Source organism: Limisalsivibrio acetivorans (genome assembly GCF_000421105.1).
GTDB lineage: Bacteria > Chrysiogenota > Deferribacteres > Deferribacterales > Geovibrionaceae > Limisalsivibrio > Limisalsivibrio acetivorans.
Map to the genome: position 1 here is coordinate 1,164,216 of NZ_ATWF01000001.1, position 18,038 is coordinate 1,182,253.

23 protein-coding genes are annotated in these 18,038 nt (G+C 43.3%); 3 read left to right on the forward strand and 20 right to left on the reverse strand.

Annotated elements, in window-relative coordinates:
* Positions 1-85: 85 nt before the first annotated feature.
* The 13 genes from K300_RS14670 to K300_RS0105615 form a co-directional block, all read right to left on the reverse strand.
* Entirely contained in the window at positions 86-1,108 is a 1,023-nt protein-coding gene (locus K300_RS14670) for a DNA-methyltransferase (RefSeq protein ID WP_022850675.1), read from the reverse strand.
* Positions 1,105-1,356 carry a hypothetical protein gene (locus K300_RS0105555; RefSeq protein ID WP_022850676.1) on the reverse strand — a complete coding sequence of 84 codons (252 nt, stop codon included), beginning with the start codon at positions 1,354-1,356 and terminating at the stop codon, positions 1,105-1,107. Before K300_RS0105555 ends, K300_RS14670 begins: the two co-directional genes overlap by 4 nt.
* Complete coding sequence (locus tag K300_RS0105560) at positions 1,356-1,922, reverse strand: helix-turn-helix domain-containing protein (RefSeq protein ID WP_022850677.1); 567 nt, start codon at positions 1,920-1,922, stop codon at positions 1,356-1,358. Before K300_RS0105560 ends, K300_RS0105555 begins: the two co-directional genes overlap by 1 nt.
* Positions 1,906-2,124, reverse strand: a complete 219-nt coding sequence (locus K300_RS17155) for a helix-turn-helix domain-containing protein (protein ID WP_081646892.1) — start codon at positions 2,122-2,124, stop codon at positions 1,906-1,908. The genes K300_RS0105560 and K300_RS17155 overlap by 17 nt, the downstream gene beginning before the upstream one ends.
* Positions 2,105-4,003: a terminase gpA endonuclease subunit gene (locus tag K300_RS0105570; protein ID WP_022850679.1), complete on the reverse strand. Its 1,899-nt coding sequence runs from the start codon at positions 4,001-4,003 to the stop codon at positions 2,105-2,107. The genes K300_RS17155 and K300_RS0105570 overlap by 20 nt, the downstream gene beginning before the upstream one ends.
* Positions 4,000-4,671, reverse strand: a complete 672-nt coding sequence (locus K300_RS0105575) for a hypothetical protein (RefSeq protein WP_022850680.1) — start codon at positions 4,669-4,671, stop codon at positions 4,000-4,002. The genes K300_RS0105570 and K300_RS0105575 overlap by 4 nt, the downstream gene beginning before the upstream one ends.
* Complete coding sequence (locus K300_RS0105580) at positions 4,661-5,029, reverse strand: hypothetical protein (RefSeq protein WP_022850681.1); 369 nt, start codon at positions 5,027-5,029, stop codon at positions 4,661-4,663. The genes K300_RS0105575 and K300_RS0105580 overlap by 11 nt, the downstream gene beginning before the upstream one ends.
* The gene (locus tag K300_RS0105585) at positions 5,029-6,486 is read right to left on the reverse strand and encodes a primase-helicase family protein (RefSeq protein ID WP_022850682.1); all 1,458 of its coding nucleotides are present in this window, start codon (positions 6,484-6,486) and stop codon (positions 5,029-5,031) included. The genes K300_RS0105580 and K300_RS0105585 overlap by 1 nt, the downstream gene beginning before the upstream one ends.
* 235 nt (positions 6,487-6,721) lie before the next feature.
* Positions 6,722-7,396: a hypothetical protein gene (locus K300_RS0105595; RefSeq protein ID WP_155827565.1), complete on the reverse strand. Its 675-nt coding sequence runs from the start codon at positions 7,394-7,396 to the stop codon at positions 6,722-6,724.
* Between the two features lie 161 nt (positions 7,397-7,557).
* Positions 7,558-7,884, reverse strand: a complete 327-nt coding sequence (locus tag K300_RS14680; protein WP_022850685.1) for a helix-turn-helix transcriptional regulator — start codon at positions 7,882-7,884, stop codon at positions 7,558-7,560.
* A 1-nt stretch (position 7,885) separates the two neighbouring features.
* Entirely contained in the window at positions 7,886-8,068 is a 183-nt protein-coding gene (locus tag K300_RS0105605; RefSeq protein WP_022850686.1) for a hypothetical protein, read from the reverse strand.
* Positions 8,065-8,538, reverse strand: a complete 474-nt coding sequence (locus K300_RS0105610) for a helix-turn-helix domain-containing protein (protein ID WP_022850687.1) — start codon at positions 8,536-8,538, stop codon at positions 8,065-8,067. The genes K300_RS0105605 and K300_RS0105610 overlap by 4 nt, the downstream gene beginning before the upstream one ends.
* A gap of 86 nt (positions 8,539-8,624) precedes the next feature.
* On the reverse strand, positions 8,625-8,879 hold the full coding sequence (locus K300_RS0105615) for a hypothetical protein (RefSeq protein ID WP_022850688.1): 255 nt from the start codon (positions 8,877-8,879) through the stop codon (positions 8,625-8,627).
* Positions 8,880-9,089: 210 nt separating this feature from the next.
* On the opposite strand from K300_RS0105615, the gene K300_RS16040 reads away from it, so the two are divergent.
* Together K300_RS16040 and K300_RS0105625 are read left to right on the forward strand one after the other, a co-directional pair.
* Entirely contained in the window at positions 9,090-9,518 is a 429-nt protein-coding gene (locus tag K300_RS16040; protein ID WP_022850689.1) for a helix-turn-helix domain-containing protein, read from the forward strand.
* A gap of 112 nt (positions 9,519-9,630) precedes the next feature.
* Positions 9,631-10,071, forward strand: a complete 441-nt coding sequence (locus K300_RS0105625; RefSeq protein WP_162139855.1) for a WYL domain-containing protein — start codon at positions 9,631-9,633, stop codon at positions 10,069-10,071.
* Between the two features lie 1,622 nt (positions 10,072-11,693).
* On the opposite strand, the gene K300_RS0105630 is transcribed toward K300_RS0105625, so the two are convergent.
* From K300_RS0105630 to K300_RS0105655, 6 genes are all read right to left on the reverse strand, one after another.
* On the reverse strand, positions 11,694-12,800 hold the full coding sequence (locus K300_RS0105630; RefSeq protein WP_022850691.1) for a tyrosine-type recombinase/integrase: 1,107 nt from the start codon (positions 12,798-12,800) through the stop codon (positions 11,694-11,696).
* A gap of 457 nt (positions 12,801-13,257) precedes the next feature.
* A complete protein-coding gene (locus tag K300_RS0105635; protein WP_022850692.1) occupies positions 13,258-13,590 on the reverse strand; it encodes a YegP family protein in 333 nt (110 codons plus the stop codon).
* 238 nt (positions 13,591-13,828) lie between these two features.
* The gene (locus tag K300_RS14690) at positions 13,829-14,230 is read right to left on the reverse strand and encodes a rhodanese-like domain-containing protein (RefSeq protein WP_347336504.1); all 402 of its coding nucleotides are present in this window, start codon (positions 14,228-14,230) and stop codon (positions 13,829-13,831) included.
* 330 nt (positions 14,231-14,560) lie between these two features.
* Positions 14,561-14,899 carry an ArsR/SmtB family transcription factor gene (locus K300_RS14695; RefSeq protein ID WP_022850694.1) on the reverse strand — a complete coding sequence of 113 codons (339 nt, stop codon included), beginning with the start codon at positions 14,897-14,899 and terminating at the stop codon, positions 14,561-14,563.
* Between the two features lie 196 nt (positions 14,900-15,095).
* On the reverse strand, positions 15,096-15,545 hold the full coding sequence (locus tag K300_RS14700; RefSeq protein WP_022850695.1) for a Fur family transcriptional regulator: 450 nt from the start codon (positions 15,543-15,545) through the stop codon (positions 15,096-15,098).
* A gap of 87 nt (positions 15,546-15,632) precedes the next feature.
* Positions 15,633-16,472: a LysR substrate-binding domain-containing protein gene (locus K300_RS0105655; RefSeq protein WP_022850696.1), complete on the reverse strand. Its 840-nt coding sequence runs from the start codon at positions 16,470-16,472 to the stop codon at positions 15,633-15,635.
* Between the two features lie 106 nt (positions 16,473-16,578).
* On the opposite strand from K300_RS0105655, the gene K300_RS14705 reads away from it, so the two are divergent.
* The gene (locus K300_RS14705; protein ID WP_022850697.1) at positions 16,579-16,917 is read left to right on the forward strand and encodes a carboxymuconolactone decarboxylase family protein; all 339 of its coding nucleotides are present in this window, start codon (positions 16,579-16,581) and stop codon (positions 16,915-16,917) included.
* Between the two features lie 63 nt (positions 16,918-16,980).
* Here K300_RS14705 and proX read toward each other — a convergent pair whose 3' ends face one another.
* Complete coding sequence (proX, locus tag K300_RS0105665; RefSeq protein ID WP_022850698.1) at positions 16,981-18,015, reverse strand: glycine betaine/L-proline ABC transporter substrate-binding protein ProX; 1,035 nt, start codon at positions 18,013-18,015, stop codon at positions 16,981-16,983.
* Positions 18,016-18,038 lie beyond the last annotated feature (23 nt).

The window sequence follows — 18,038 nt, forward strand, 5'->3', positions numbered from 1 at the left end:
TTTTCTTTATAGTTCAACTTGCAATGCTCATGCCAAACATACAACAATGGAAGAACAAATATGCTACAATATTTTACATATTGCTCTAAAAAGATGGCTCTTTTAAAAAGTCTTCAATAGACGGCTGCTCGTATACCTCTCCTTTATATACTACGAACTCGGTTCCGTTACTAGATTTAAGGCGGCGGACAGCTATGCTACAGTATTCAGGGTTTAGCTCAATGCCCCTCCAGACCCTCTGGTGCCTTTCCGAAACTACACCGACCGTGCCAGAACCAAAAAACGGATCAAGGATAGTCCCTCCTGGGGGACAAGCAACACGGACTGGATAGTCAACAAGCTCTTCAGGAAAGGTTGCAAAATGACCTTCGATATTTCTCTGGGGAGGTATGCTCCACACCGAGCGTTTATTGGCCATTTTATCGTGGGATCCAGGAATTCCATATCCTCCTCGAGAAGGTGCACCGGCAGGGTATCCTCTATATTTGCGATTATCCTGAGCACATGTTTTCTGATGTGTATTTTCTGTGTATGGCTCTTTTCCTGCATCTGTATCATAAAAATAGTTCGGAGTTTTTACAAAGTGGAACACCTGCTCATGAGCCTTTGTGCACCTGTCTTTAACTGACTCTGGAACGGGGTTGGGCTTGTGCCAGATTATTTCTTGCCTGAGCAACCAGCCTGCATCTTGCAGAGCAAATGCAAGGCGCCAGGGTTGTCCCAATGTACTCTTATGCGGAATCGGCCTTTTTACTTTTATATTCCGGCTTCCTTCATCTAGCCGTTTGTTGCCGTTAAATCCTTTTCCCTGCTGCTGTAGGTAACAGTCTCCTATGTTAAGATAGAGACTCCCTGTTTCTTTCAACACTCTTTGCAACTCTGAAAATACAGATACAAGCCGGCAGATAAAACACTCTCCGCAGGTATGAACTCTACAGTCGAATACTTCTTCTAAACCAAGTTGACCATCTACAGCGTAATCTCGTAGCCCCCAATACGGAGGGCTCGTTACGATAAGATCAACACTGGAGTCCTCGAGGTTTCGTAACCCCTCAAGAACATCACAGTTGTATAGCTCACCCAGGGCTGAACTGTAATATGTCTTCACTTCACTCCCCCCCCTTTTTTTTTGTATACAATCCTCCAAGCCAGTTCTTTTATATACTCCAGCCCGCTGGGGGCATAACGCTTTAACAATTCTTGATTTATCATTTTGAAATCAACTCGCTTTGATTTCTTATGCTTTTGAGCTACGTCAAAATACATCGCTTCCACATAAAGTTGAGCATAATGTTCTCTTGTAAACTTGCCGCTCGCAATTTTTTCTGCAAACTGCTTTTCGTAAGTTCTACACATTATGCTACTCCGCTTTCCGGTGGTACTGCTCGCAGCTCAGACCCAACTATTGTGAATCCAAGCACCTTACCAAGCGCCTCTAAATCTTTTTTAGACATACCAGCTATCAGCGCTTTCCAGTTCGCTACTTTTTGACGACTTACACCCGTCTTCGCTTCAAGGTCTGTTGTGCTAAGCTGAGATTTAGCTCTGAGCCTCTCAAAAATTGAGACAGCCTGCGCAGTAGGCTTTAGGGTTCTTCTGTTGGTATATGTCATCTTTGCGGCAACCTCTCCAGGCTTAAGCTCCTCGCAGTGTTGAGTAGGAGCTTTTGGTTGTTGCCTCTCTGAAGCATCTGCTTCAGAAGTCAATACAGGCTGTCTTTCTTTTACCAGTCGAGAGGTCTTAATTATTCCCGGTGTGTACACCTCTGAAACCAGCCTAGCGCTCGCCTTCAGTATAAGGTTCATACCGCACTCGCAGGTGACTTCTTCCAACCTTTTAAGACTGCCGCTTTTCTCTATTTCTCCGTCTATTTTTATTTCAATATATGCACTGCAAACAGGGCAGCTACTTCTGAGAAGCATGCTCACCTCCACAAATACAGCTGCTGACAAAGCGCTGCAGGTCTACCTTCGTAATGCTGTAAGAGCCCTTTTCTCCAGGATTCTTTCTCGCTACAAGATAACCTTCATTAATGTAGCGATACACACTGCTCGCACTTACACCTAAATAGTCAGCCACTTCTTTGACTGTATACATTACATCTCTAGTCATCACTGCCCCCATTCTTATTCATTAATTCTCTTAATCCTTCTGCCCATTCATCGATATTCACACGTGATATATGCAGTGCTGCATAGTTATAACCATACAGGTCAAATATTTCGTTCCGTGCGTGCTCTTCTATTTCAAAATGCTCATCCTTCTTTCCTTCGTTCACAAGCGTTTCCGCCGTAAGTTGCCGGAAATGACTCTCATCACATTCTTCGTTAAAATGCATATAACCGATTGCGCCTTCTGATGACTCTCTTTCTATCAGTACTTTTCCAGTTTCGCTCAGCCATGCCTGGACTGTTTTTTTGAGTATATGTACATTCAGAGTATAGAGCTGAGCTTTCGCCAGGCCTTTTCGAGTCGGGCCGTTTATCATCGGAGCCTTCGTTGTACTAGCTCCCTTAATCGCATACACACCTAGCGCTTCCCTTTTCGCTGTATATGCGTAGACTGTTTCTGTCTCATAACCGGAATCCACAACAGTGCAAATAATAGGCAGTGATGCACCAGATGGGTGGGTGTATTTCTTAGATAGAACATGGTCAAGCTGATTCCATGGTATATCCGACAAGGGACTCCCGTAGAGTACACGATGCTGAATATGCCATCTCTGTAGATTTACTCCCCAACCCTGTACCAACACTTCCAACCTGTCCTTCTGCACATCTACAGCAGCTGTAAGCACGCATACACCGACAGGAAGCCTCTCTTCAGGGCTATATGACCCGAGATTCCGGCGTATTGCTGCTATTTGTTCTTCTTCAACGGTTACCGACGGCTTGTAGAGCTCAGCCAGGTAGCCGTTGTAGTACACGCGCAAAGCGTCTGCCCCTTTTCTTTTTGCAATGATATACTCGTAAAGCATCTTACCGAATGTGACATGAGGGCTGTAGAAACTACTGACACGAAAAGATATTACAAGTCGTTCGCCGGCTTCGAGCACACTGTAGAGTTCTTCATTTTTGCGTGTCTTCCACACGAGACTTGCAAGCATCTGTCGCCTCGATTTCTCTTTGATACGGTATGAGCATGCAGGGCACTCATAATATGCAAGCTCCCTAGCGTCATCAGGCTCAATATCTTTGGGGTGCAGATGCTTCTTGTCAAAAACAAACTCTTCAGCGCAATCTGGGCAAGGCACATAAGGATAAAATACATAGTCTGCATTCTCTGCATCATCACATATCCCCCCCTCATGCATCGGCTTGCCAACTCTAACGATGAGAGAATTAATAAAACCCTTAACCCTTTCTTTTATCAGAGATATAACACTGCCGTATTTTCTGAGGGCCGGCATATCATCCTCTTCATCAACAAAGACAATCTTTAGGGGGCGGGATGACAAAGTATTCTCGGAACCGCCCCAGGCCAGGTACATTTTTCCGCCAACAAAAGAGAGGTCCTTCTTGCGGATTTTACGACCTTCGGCAGTACATATCTTCTTGAGTATATCCCCCTGAGTATTCTCAATCATCGGTAGAACACGGTCATTAAACAGCTCGACTGCTTTTGCCTCATTAGGAGCAAGTAGCCCCATCGGTCCAGGAGATTTGTGTATAAAGTACCCTATGCCGTTTAGATACGACTCTGTCTTTGCAACCTGCGTCCCCCCGACTATAATGATTTCAGCACATGCTCCGGACGACATAGCATCCATTATCCCGTTCGTATGCGGGAAGAGGTCTTTTCGCCAGGGGCCTGCGACACTCGTTGTTTGCGAGGTCAAAATACGATACTTAGCCGCCCATTCTGAGCAAGTGAGACTGTCAGAAGGTAGAGCTGATACATACTCAATCTCGAAGTATTCTTCAATACTCAGATCAGCATCAGCAAGAGAAGGGAATTGCAAATAAACATCTTTCAGTACCGCATCTTCAGCAAGCACTCTCATTTGACTGCCTCTAGAGCTCGGGCATAGCGGGCGAGTATAAAACTTTTCTGCTTTGACAGTATTTGCCTCTGTTCATTCTTCGACTTCCCATCAAGCTGGTCTGGCAGTGTGCTGAAAACATCATCAAGGTCTTGGCGGAGAGCAACTATTCTCGCAGCAAATTCACGCCCTACCTTTTCTCGCTCAATGAGCTCCCCTCGCTTTCGCTGTAGCTCAACTTCGAGCATCTGAGAGCGTAAATGTTTCTGGTGTATATCAGCTTTCATCTTTTCACCGACATAGCCGTCATCATCCATCTGCTGGAGATGCTTCTCTGCGTATGCGTCTACGTCTGTGCGTCGATATACCCCATCCCTTGGGGAAAAATACCCATTTTTTATATGGTTAGAAATTGTGCGTTCGGATACTTTATAACCCACTCCGGTCAGATATTTATGTACACTAACGATGGTTTTGAACGATTCTTCTTCAGCATTCTTTTTATATTTCACAAGCGTGGACTCAAGATGCCTTTTTGCGCTCTCAGCTGCTTTGAGGGCACGCTGCGTCTTCTCTGCCCTTGCCTCTTCCTTCGCACTCATGTATGACTCAAGCGCTAGTTGCAGGAGCTCAGACTCCTCAAGTTCAAGATTGTCGATTATCTCAAGTACCTTGTCTTCAAGCGTCATCTTCCATCTCCATTTTGTAGCGCCAGATGCGTACAGTCTCTTCAGATACACCGGTAAGCATTGCGGTACTCTCATCGGTAGTTCCTGCCCCCAGCAATGCCAGCAGCAGCAGCTGGGAGCTCGGAGGTAACTTTGACCCTGCCAAAGGGGTCCCTGAGTTCCAGCTGTACCATTTTCCACAGCTGGCACACGATATCTTCTTGCCAGCATTAAGTGTCTCAAATCTATCCGGGGCGGTTTTCCCGCACTGGGGGCAGCGACAGTCAGCATTAAACATCCGGAATAAATACTCCTTTGCCGATGTATCATTCATCAGCTCTGTGCAGAAATCTGCTGCTATTTGCTCAAGCTTGTTCATTAGCGCACCTTCGGCAGCTTATATTTTCTCTGGCCGCCCATTCCTTTCTGCATCTTTTCCTTCGAAAATATTGTCGGCTCTATCATTCTGATGCTTTCCATTACTTTCCTCGAGCTGTGGTCTACATCAAATATAACTTTATACGCTTCGATTAAATCAGTCTGTGCTATCTCATCCCTTTCAAAATCTGCAACAATTGAGTGGTATAACCCGCCACGGTCGCTGTCTTTTAACTCAATCAGAAGCGAAAGATCCCGCTCTAGTATTGCTTTCACATACATACTAAGCTTGCTGTTCGTTCCGCTGACAATCGCTCGCTTTTCAGGGGTGTCAAGAGCAGTGTGATACATCTCCCAGTCGACATCGTAAGCTTTCAGATACTTCGCAAAATTCTCCAGCTCTTTTTCGATATTCTCCACAAGCTCAAATGTATTAAGCTTCTCCTTAATCGGTCCGCCTGTCTTTAGTACAGTAAATCGCCTGTCTGTAGGTTCGATCTCAACCGGCAAAGCTTCGTTCGATGTAATGTATATATTCCCGTAAACCTGCACCTGTTCTGCATCAGTAAACTTCTCTTCCAGCTGAATAGAATGGTCAGTCACGAGTTGCTTTAGAAAGTTTTTGTGATGCTTCCGCCCTTTCATATCTACTGCAACCTCGTTCAAATTAAAGAAAAGCATCTCGTTGACCCAGCTTTTGAACTGAGATTCAATCCTGCTCTGGTCCACTACAACGCAATGTCGCTCTCCGAATAGTGGCTTCAAGACATATTCAAAAAACATCGATTTACCGGAGCCCTGGTCCCCTCTTAGCACTAATGCTACATTGCTCTTTTCAAGTGTCTGAAAAAAACCGGCTAACCAGTTCTCGATCCACTCAAAATAGTCGTGATTCTCATTTGCCAGATTTATGAGGAGCTTTTCAATCCATAGATGCTGCTTGCGCTTGTACCCTTGGAGGGATACCTTCATATACTCACTTGGGCGAAAGCTTGTACGTCTCCAAATCCCCTTATGATAATAAAACTCGGAAGGGGCAAAAGGGGTGAAATCCTCGTGTACAACAAGCAGATCCTTCGCTGCTATGTCAGCTCGCACAAACGTATCTCCGGAGCCTTTGTTGCGGAAAAGCTGTATCTTATCGAGCTTAAAATCGGAACAAAGAACCCGGCCTACCTTCTCGTCATCTGCTATTTCAGTGGGATCAGCTTCGACATTTCTGCGATATACGACCCTACCCTGGGGTGATAGCCATATAGCTGCACCCGCCTGATATATCTTTTTTATTGCTCTGTTTTCGATATCTTCGATTTTCTTATGTGATTCAATCACTTCACGTACCCAGTTATTCTCTATGAAGTTGCGGTAGTCAGGCCTGTTTTTCGTGTCCAGTATGTATTTTTTTTCCCTTTCAAGAGGCAGCAGCTCATCCTTGAGTTTCGGCTTCTCTTCGCTCATAGCTCATCCCTGCTCTGTATGTTTTTTGCTATCTGCTCAATACTAATCCCTTCCCGTATCGAGTATCTCTCAAGTCCATCGAAGGATATTACACCTAGTTCGCTAAAGTAATCGGGAAGTGATATAGTGTCATAAGACAATGCATAGCATGATCCTTCTTGGAGCCGATACCGCACTACCGCTTGGTCTGTTATCTCAATGCAACTCTCCGGAACTGGGATAAAGACTCTATACATCACACATCCCCGATATATGCGAGATAATCACAGGACATACATTTAACCATAAGTGACCCGTTTTTATGCCTGGCTACAAAGGCCGATGGATCTTTGTCAGGATGAGTAGGACTAGGACACCGCACAGAGACCCGTTCGCTTGTTATGTACTCAAGATCCTCGAAAGGCACAGACTCAAGCCCTCTACCCTTTTTTACCTCTATCAATGTCGTTCGGGGGAGCTCATTCCTTTTTAGCCCGGCAGTTCTGCCCGTCTCCTTCTTATATCTCTTTTTAATTTTCCTCTGCTGCTTGCACTCCTCTGCTTGTTTCATTTCTTGCACAGCACCAAAGTTTTTATATAACACGGGAAAATCAAGTACTTTCCCAGTCAGCAAATAATGTACTTGCTGGTTAGGGTTAGGGAAAAAAAAGCGTGTCGGATCCTTTGTCTTATCTATATTCTGCAGTATCCCGAGCAAATCAGCGAGATAGTCATAAAATAGCTGGTATTCCCCAAACTCTAGGTTCACAGGAGATGTGAGGGGAATAAGAAGACGATATCTATCACATGACGGCTTATCTTTTTTTTCTTTCTGATGACTCTTTGACGTTACTACCAGAGATGTAATACCAAGTGACAGCATTCGTTTGCGCGTCTCTTCAAGAGGATATCCGTCATCGAAATCAAACATAAACAACTCAGACACACCTTTCATATGATCACGGTGACGATGCCCCCCCTCAAAAATACCTACGGAATAGTTCACGCTAGAAGTTATCTCATGCAGCCGCAAAAAAGGGACATTCACTTCTTTAAAGCGATATGTAATATCCGTTGATACAGAAAGACGCATCACAATGCCTCGTCGCCTATAACACGCTGTAAGTTGCCGGCAACGTACCTTCGTATATCTCCCATTCGATACCGCACACTGTTGCCTACCTTCGTGTAGGGTATACCTGTTTTCGCAGTTCGCATGTTCCTCAATGTCGATGTCGACATCCCAGTCAGTTTGGCCACTTCCCGGTCATCCAGAAGCTGGTCATCACTGTACTTTTTTTCCGATGCCTGAGTTGATATATACACAAGCAAATCGATCTGCTTCGTCAGGTCCTCTATAACAGGTTTCAAAGCTGTTGATACCGCTGCTGTAATATAACTGTCTATGCTTCCGGACATCTCAGTACCCCGCAGTTTTTATACTTCTCACGTCGATATAGCATTCAGGATAGAGTCTTTTTCCAGCTCGTATACAAGCTGTCTCTGCTTCTTTGCAGGTCTCTGCAGATACTCTCACCTTCTTCTTCGCATGAAGCCTCTTATTCTTGTATACCAGATACATGCAGTCGAACTGAATGTTCATGACTTCTTTGCCTCCTCTACTATCTGCTTCATCAACAGCGTTTTTTCGAGTACATCCTCTATCTCTCTAAGGAGCTCAGTAGCTTCCTTTCTGGATACATTTGTTCCGCCGTCTGAATCGGGGTGTACAGCTTTTGATACATGGTCAACTACATCGGAGAACTCCCTCCCCAAGTCGCTCATACAGCTCATGATAGCAGCAGTCTCCCCCTCATAGGCTGGAAGAGGGATATAGAGCCCACCTCCAATTGCAGCTATTTTCTCTAATGTCTCGCGGGGATGTACTTCTCTGATGAGATGGAGGAATGACTCAAGCTTCGGCGTCTGCTCGCCAAGACTGTATTTTTTTACTGCGCTTACAGATACGCCAAGCATCTCGGCAATATCTTTGTGCTTATGCCCTGCAGCGGAAAGCTCAAACATCAAAAGCCTCATCACCTGTTCGCATGTCCTTTTCTTAACCGATATCATTCTTATCAACCTCCACTACTCGACACCCCAACACGGTTCGCTGCCCATCTAGCTCCATTACCCTTTGCACTGGTCTCTCTTTCGGTCTAAGAAACATGTTCAAGATCTTCTTCAGCATCACTGCTCTCCCTCTTCTCTGATATCATCTCTTCTATTGCAGCTTCGAGCATCTCGCTGTCGAGTTTTCCGCTGAAATACAGGCTAACATGCGGAGTAGGCACATCAGTACGTCTAGCAAGGTCCGCCTGGCTGAATCCGCAGCCTAGATATTCTTCAAGTTTTGCTATCCGTGCCTGCAGGGCAGGAATACGCTCACGCAAAAGTCTCGCTCTCTTTCTCACTGTTCAGCTCCTCTTATCTTGCTCATGTACTTACATCAGCGCCCGGGGCATACAGAACTCAAGTTGATATACCTATACTCATAGTATTGGATTGCTCATTCCAACCATATTCTGTATGATGTGTAATGTTATATAATCTATAATGTAGATATTATGCACTCATTATGCATATGTCAACATTGTTTTGTGTAGATCATGCAAGAGGATATTATGAACTTCGGGCAGAGAATCAAATTTATCAGGAATGATAGCAAGTTAACACAGTCTCAATTTGCAGATATTTTCAATAAAACTCACACAGCTGTTCAGTTTTGGGAAGCTAATAAGTCAAAGCCACCTAAGCGTGATATCGATAAGATGTGCAAACTTTTCAAAGTAAACAAAGAATGGCTCATTACAGGGAAAGGAGAAATATATTCCCAAGATCTCAATGCTAATAATAATGTATCAATCGGTAGTAATAACCGGATGGAAGCCGGCGGCTCAAACACAATCAACATAAACGGAGCTGGACAAGAGCCAGAGATGAGAAAAGATGTCGCTGAACTCATTCAGCTGCTGAACGATTACGCACCGCCGACTATGGTCAAGCAAATCAAAGACAGACTCCTCGAAATAAAAAAGAACTACAATCTATAGCCATATCTCTAAAGTGTGGTATATTGTTACATAATGTTATATATAATCAATTATCATGCAGGGTAATGTTATGTACAAACTGCGCATCGTAAGCGGGACTTTCCTATTCATTATGGCCGTTCTATTTCTTTTCAATAAGAGCTGGTTGTTGTCCATTGCCTCTTTCATAATTGCATTTTTTCTTAACCCTATCAATTCAAGCAATACCAAGAACAATATAGACAATAACAAGAACGAATCTAGTGACTGGTCCAGTAATGAATTACCTCCTGAATATGATTTTGATTTACCGCCTGACATTGGTATTGAAAGCCTGCATGGACTTAAAGAACACATCCACTTTAAGTATAGGTCTAATCATGGAGAAATTACCGAAAGAGATGTTTATGTATATCGCACAGACTTCTATTATATCAACACATTCTGCGAGCTAAGAAATGACATGAGAACTTTCAAAATTAACAGTATCATAGGTGAAATCATAGACCTCAATACAGGCGAAGTCTTTGAACCCACAGAGTGGATACAGATGCTTATCTACAAAAACCTATAAGTGCCGGCACAGTTCTTTAATATGCAGACAGAATAACACATTGCCTCCAGGGTTCAATCCTATCACACCAATCGTGCTATCTGACACCTCTTGGCATAAATGCATTAAACATACTATTTATGCTTGTTAACAATCTATACTTCATACACTTATAAGACTGAATAAGCATTGATATGCTATATCTGTTTACTGCTTACTGAATCCCTTATTGCATTCTACACGTGTTATTTATAGTACTATATTCTGGATTCTGTATTTTCTAATGATTAACTTATTTTCTCATAGCCATCTGCTTGGTAAATTTACGAGCTCAATTCTAGACGTTTTATGCAATATGACCGTCATTATTTCGACGTTCATAGTCATGTTAGCCTTATAATATAAGGCAAATTGCTAATACAGAACATCAGATACACTCATGAATGCATTTTTAGCCTTTAACTATAAGCAAAAGTACCAATTTCAACCCCCTTTTATTATTCACTAAACATAAACTTATAATTTAAGATTATTCATTTTATCGCTTACTACCATGTATTTTCTATAATTATTTTATTAATTGTATTGCACAACGTTGATTTTCAAACAGCCCCAACTATGATTGTCTAAATGTTGCTGTAAATTGCAGGTAGTAAGCTTATTTCGTACTTTTTCGAAACATTTAAAGCATTATAAATTCTATCATATATTATTGTTAATACACTACTTATTGCATGCATACATTTAAACAGCCTCAAATAAAAGAATATTGCCTTATTAAATTTCATATATTGTAAAATCACTTACATGATATATAATGAATATTGCCTTATTTTATACAGCCTCAAAACAGCCCCAAAAGGTATAGATTAAAATAACAAATTTGTACAAGTAAACAGTACTGATTATCAATTATTTATAGATTAATTTTAAGCAATTTTCACAAAAATAACAGCCTCAACAGCGCCAAATCGAGTGTTTTTAAAATTCCCAGAAAATAATTTGGCAAGGCTCGAAAATTTTGGGCTGTTGAGCCGAAAACACCGTTATAAAACCTTTAATATTACTGATACATAGTGTATTAACCCCACAGACACAATCAGAAATTTGGGGCTGTTTTGAGGCTGTTTTGGGGCTGTTCTCCTCTTAGCTCAAACAATCATCAATAACTTACGTCCTGCCTGGAAGCGTAAACGCCTTTTTTTAACCGAGATTAGAATTGCCATCTGCTTGGCAACCCACCCAACGCCGCCAAGCAGATGGCAAAGCACCCCATATTGCCGTATTCTATCAGACATTCGCCGGCACCTTACAAAAAAAGGGCTATCCGGCTAATTGCCTGATAACCCTTATCAACCTGCACCGCAACGGAAAAACAACTGCAAAAACACGCAAAACCCGCGTGTCTTGCGTCCCGCTACAGGGCATACCCCCCTGCAGAGGACCCGTCACCCGATTATGGTGTTAAATTAAAACGATGTGTAATGTTACCCTTACAAAATAAGGGCGAGAACCAACTTCGTCAGGAAAAAAAGCGGTCAGAAAATGTATATTCTGATGTGAGCCGGCAGTTGCAGCAACCAACAACTACCTACAGTGAAGCATTGCCGACTCAACAAGCCGGCTCTCTTATTATCACGTCACTACGTGTTCTCTGTCTCACTGAACATTGAATCAACCCTTGCTGCTGCTGCCTGTAGCTGCCGATCTCTAATGTGTGCATACTTCTGTGTCACAGTAACGCTGCTGTGATGCAGTAGCCTCGAGATTACAGTGAGTGATTCCCCAGCCTCAAGCATTTTTGTCGCAAATGTATGTCTAATGTCGTGAAACCTGACATGTTCACGAATACCTGCATCCTTCTTAACTCTTGCCCAGAGAGTCCTTATATCCTTTCTCTGCCCCCCCATACGCGAAGGAAATACATACTCACAATCCCCTTTCTCTCCTACCTTCTCAAGCACTCTCAATGCTTTCTTAGAGAGCAATACATAATCTTTACGACGATTCTTTGTCTCCCCAAGAGTAAGAGTATTTTTTGCCAAATTTACATCTGACCATTTAAGCCTAAAGAGTGATGAAAGCCTTAGCCCAGTGTATAATGCGAGAAGTATAAGCTCGCCACCGTTATCCCTATACTCATTCTGTGTGCATGCTTGAACAAGAGCAGCGCACTCTTCATCTGTAAGCGCTTCAACGACTGTATTATCTGGGACACTCACAGTCACTAAAGAAGCTGGATTACGCTGATTATAGAGTTCATTTTCCGCAAGATAGTTAAACATGCGATGCACAACTTGCTTGTATTGCCTAACAGTCGCCGGAGCAACTGTCCCTCCTCCCTTCCTTGTGTGCGTTCTCGCTCTGACTTTTGTAATAAATATCTCAATATCACGCGGAGTTATTTCATCAATATGAAGAGAACCATACATTTTCACAAACAGACCCAGTCTTCTTTTATCATCTATCCATGAAGATTTATTTTCTTTTGCGTTAATAACATATAGCTCTGATGCCTTTTCTACTGTCAGTACATCTACCTTTCTGACACTACCCAGTAATCTTTCGGAACGTCTCTGCGAAGCATATAAAGCTGAGTACCCGTCTGACAACCAACCTACTTTCTCTTGTATCTGCTTATTCTTATAGTAGTATTTTATGTAAAAGCAACGATCCGGCTTCCCTTTGTATTTTTTTTTAGCTGATTCGTAGTAGTATACTCCTTGTTTTTGTGTCTTAATCAGTATCATTTTTACACTCGTTTTACACTCGTAAAGTAATAAACAAGTGTAAACATGGGTAACACGCTTGTCAACTTATAGCACGTAATACATTGTTAATAAGTAAGAATGTGCTTGCTAGTAAAACGAGGTAAACAATATAAAAATGGATGTGACGGACTCAAAATCCGTTAGTAGCAATACTGTGGGGGTTCGATTCCCCCCTTCGGCATATTAAAAAACCCGGCTTTTGCCGGGTTTTTTAATATCACGGATGTAGCGGGAATCGAACGGGAATTTGCGCCGAGCGAAAAGCGAGGAAGAGCGAACAGGACGTGAGCGGAAGCAAATTCACTGGCCTTTTGACGAGCAAGCACGATGCTTGGGAGGAAAAAGCGATTCCCAATAATCATTGCAGCTGTTCAGAAATGACTAGCAGAATAAATAAATCTGCCCCAGCTAAGGCTGGGGCACAATTTTTATGCTCTCAGGTTTCGTCAGAAATGCTGGCATCAGGTGCGTTATTCATTACAGAACTAATTCCTTTATCTCTGGCAGCACTGGTGGTATACATCTCACTTGTCCCAATAACCTGCCCATTCATTGCTTTCAGATTGAAATAATGATCATTTCTTATGCTTACTTTTTTCTCGAAATTACTTATATACTGCGAATTCTCTCTTACAGACTCAATACCGTCTTTACAGCTCTGCTTTGAACGGTATGTTTCACTATTGAGTATCACTTCCCCATTAGCGGCCTTGAGGACAAAGTAGACTTGCCCATCAATTGAATTTTGAATTACGAACTTTCCAGGCATAACTGCATCTCTCCATAATATTATATTTACGCTACATACAGTAACGCATCATTACATAATGTTATCATTGTCCACATTTTGCAATACTGCATAATTAGTATTTTGTAACTGGTAAATGAGCTTAAAAGATTTCATCCGGTTAAAACTGTCACGATCAAAAAAAGGCACCTTTCGGTGCCTTTTTTTGTTAGAGGTCTTGCGCGTAATTTGGTGTAATGCGTGTTTATATTGGAGTGTTCTACTTGAAGCTATAGTCCTTGGGAACTACGTTGCCGATATAGGTAGCGATGGGCTTGCCAGCTTCCATCCATGCAACGATTCCGCCTTTAAGGTTTACAACGTTCTTATATCCGAGTTCCTGAAGTCTCTTAGTTGCGAAGGCGCCTCTAAGGCCGGTTTTACAGTATACAACTACCTTCTCATCAAGGCCGATCTGCTTGCCGGCTACCCACTCAAGGAGGCCTCTGGGGATGCGCTTAACAACCCCGCCAGCTATAACAAAGCCCTGCTCAACAGCTTCTCTGATATCGAGGAGAACGAAATCCTCGCCCTTATCCATCATAGACTGAACATCATCTACGTTTACCTCTGTAATACATTTAAGTGCTTCTGCTACAAGGGCATCACGAGCTGTACCGATTGATACGGGCTATGCCGCAAACGCTGTCAGACTGGAAACAACAAATACAACTGCGAAAATAAATACCGTAAGCTTTTTCATTCCTTACTACCTCCAATTAATTGCATATAGAAAAATAGCTCCCATGATACAACAATGCCAACTATAAGGTGAAGTTTTGCTCACTTGTTAAATGGTTCCACATGTCATTATTCTACTATACCACTAGTATTCAAAGTTATTATTTTTCTGAAAACATTGGAAGGTAAAATTTAGGTTAAAATGACTACTGGGTACAAATAGTAAATATGAACAAAAGCTTATGACATCAAGGCGTTTACTGACCTTTAGTCATATTACATCAGAGCTTTGTTCTTCGGCTTCCTTTCGAAACTGCAGATATCTTTCCTGGTCCAGACAGTTGAGAAGTGATTTAACATACTTAGCCTGCATAACATAAAGGGTTTTGCGCCCTTCTTTATACGGCTTTATGACGCCGGCATCCTTAAGTATGTTTAAATGTTTGGTAATATTGGAACGATCGCAATTGAAAAGCTCTTCCAATTCAAAGCTGTATTTCGGATTCTTGCAGATTTCCCTGGCTATTCTAAGCCTGAGCGGATTTGAAAGAGCCTTAAACAGCTCCAACAGGTTATCTATCTCTTCTTCGTTGCAGTCTCTAAGTGCCATATTTTTTTTATACGCTTTTCTTTAAAAATGAGCAATTACTATTTTAATGTTCTATTTCATCCAGACTGGAATAAAACTTATTACCGGACTATTTTTATGTGAGTATTTGCTCACTATAATAATAAATAAACTTAATATCTAGACGACTCATTTGTGTCATTTTGCTTTATTTCAGAACAGTAAAACACAGAATTGATTATCCTGCACTGCAGTCGTGACAGACACCTTCAACCACTAGACACACCCTCGAGGCGTCCCCCCATTTCTCAACACCAGCAGGTGTTTCCGGATCCTCTGCCGGAATAAAATCCGTTATACTGCCGCACTTTGAACAGACAAGATGGTGGTGCCTTACCGATTCAACCTCATACCTGGCTTGGCTGTCCGATGTATAAACCCTTCTGGCAATACCAGCCTCGGAGAAGGTAACGAGCGTTCTATATACGGTGTCAAATGAGATTCTGGGCATGGTCTCCTTGAACCTTTTGTGGAGCATCTCAACAGTGGGATGTTCATCACTGGCAAGCAGGGCACGGTATATCTCAATTCTCTGGTGCGTAAGCTTCAGTCCTGCTCTGCTGCATTCTTTCTCGAGCCTCTTAACACTCTCCTGCATCGATATATCAGACTTATCTGACAGCTTCATATTTCACCTTTTTCAGCTTGATTTGTTTAGTATACCAATCTTGTCTTAATTTTAAAGGTAAAATCCACTAAGAATCCTATTTTATGACTATTCCTTTCTAAAAGCCTCTACAATATACTCTTCCAGCTTAAGCGCTACCCTGCTTTTGTTTCTAACATGGATAGATACAGGTATATACGGAAGCTCCGGCAGGTCACATTCCGCGCCTAATTTTTTGAATTCCTCGCTGTATATCCTTTCAGCGACCGGCGCAATTGCCAGACCTGATTTAACAGCGGCCTTGAGAACAGAAGTACTCGGGCTTTCATAGGCAATCCGATAATCCAGTCCCGTCTTGTTCAAGCTGTCCATGGCGGCATTCCTGCAGGCGCAGTAGTCTGGATAAAGAGCAAGCGGAACAGGCTCATTCTCTGTATGTACAAAGTTTTTTGAGCTTATCCAGACGATCCTTTCGCTGCATACGTGGCGTCCCCCTTCAAAGTGCCCAAACAGAACAGCAAGATCCAAAAGTCCCTCCTCCACCTTATCCCGCAGTATATGACTGCTGTCACAATAGGTATTTACCCTTATATGAGGATATATCTCTGCGAACCTCCCCAGAACTTCGGGGAGGAGGAGTGTTGAATAATCCTCCGATGTTCCGATTGTTATCGTCCCCTGCATATCCGGTTCGTTCAGCTCAGAGCATGCACTGTCGTGGGCCTTCAGTATACGGAGTGCATGATTGTGAAGTACCTTTCCTGTTTCACTCAGGTCAAGGCTCCTCCCCTCTTTTCGGAAAATCGGCCTCCCTATCTCCTCCTCAAGCCTTTTCATCTGCATGCTCACAGCAGACTGAGACATATTCATAAGCCGGGATGTTTTAGTAAAATTCTTTGTTTCCGCAATGCTTACAAAGGTTCTCAGGTTCTCTATAGAGAGGTTCATCACTCACCCATCAATTATATTCATAGTACTCATCACATCTATTCGCTGGACTAATGGGCGAGAATATACAACAATCATCTTGAAGTCAATTTCAAAGGAGGTGCATATGACAATTACAGAGAAGTATGAAGGAATATCATCCGCATTCTGGAGATACCTTGAAGAGGAGAATGACAAGGGGCCCCTATTTAAAGAGCATTATTCAAAAACCTACGAGAAGGGCCTGTTCGACACAAAAACAAAGCGCCTTATGGCGATGGTCGGCGCACTGGCTGCCGGTTGTGAGGGGTGCATACTCGGGCAGGCTTCCAAGGCTATCGAGAATGGGGCAACAAAGGAGGAGGTGCTTGAGGCATGCTCCGTGGCTTTCTCCCTCGGCGGAACCATGGCCGGCTCTAAGATAGCCATTGTTATTCAGCTCATGAAGGAAAAGGGGATGATGTAAAAAAAGGGCGCACCCTTAAAGGATGCGCCCCTGTGTTTAACTTGTTTCAGGTAAAAGGCTTAATTACTCAGCTGCAGCTCTGGCCTTGTCGAGCCATGAGTCCCACATATCCTGATTAGCCTTGATCCACTCTTTAGCGTGGCGCTCGATATCAGCTTCGGACTTCTCGCCGTTGTTCATCTTAGTGTTCTGAGCGGCGATGTCTGTAAGGGTAAGCTTGAAGTTCTCGAAGAATACCTTAGCTGCGGGGTTCTTCTCTGCGAACTCTTTGTTTGCAACTATACGGATGTCACTGGCGATGAAACCGAACTTAAGGGGATCGGTAACGGTACCTTTAACACCGGAAGCAACCATCTTGTCTTCGCTTCCCTTCTGAGCGTCTGTGGGAACGATTTCGGGAACGTTAATCCAGAGAACGTCCTCACCGGGCTTGAACTTGAACACGGTCCAGTTAGGTGTCCAGGTGTAGAAGAGAACGGGCTCATCATTCTGATGACGTGCAAGGGCATCTGCCATGCTCGCCTCGTATGTAGCTTTGATAAGGTTAACGTGGTCGTGAAGGTCGTATGCGTCCATATGGAAAGCGATAACCTTTTCACATCCCCATCCGGGAGGGCATGCTACCATATCAGCTTTGCCATCGCCGTTTGCATCGAAGGCTTCCTTGACTTCGGGCCTTTTGAAGTCCTCAAGGGACTTGATGTTATACTGCTCAACGTACTTTTTGGAGGCAAGGTAACCCTGAAGACCACCGGCCTTAACTACGTATCCGTAGGTGTCAGCGTGATCATAGAAATTTGAGGGGAGCTGAGCGTTGTGGATGGGGAACCAGCCGTTAGGCCAGTAATCAACATCGCCAAGGGTAACGGTCTTGTAGAAGATGGGGTTCTGAAGGTCTTTATTCCTTCCTACGTCGAACCCGAGTTCCTCAAGTCCCATCCTGACAAGCTTTGCCTGGAAGAAACCTGTGTTCCATGTTGCCCTTGCGGGATTCACATCTACCCCTTTTCCGGGTTTCATGTGGTTGTCTGCAATCGCGGGGATTGCGAGAGCTGCTGCGAGTACTGCAACTGCTGCTAAACGTAAAAGTGCTTTCATAACATCCTCCTAATCATATTTTC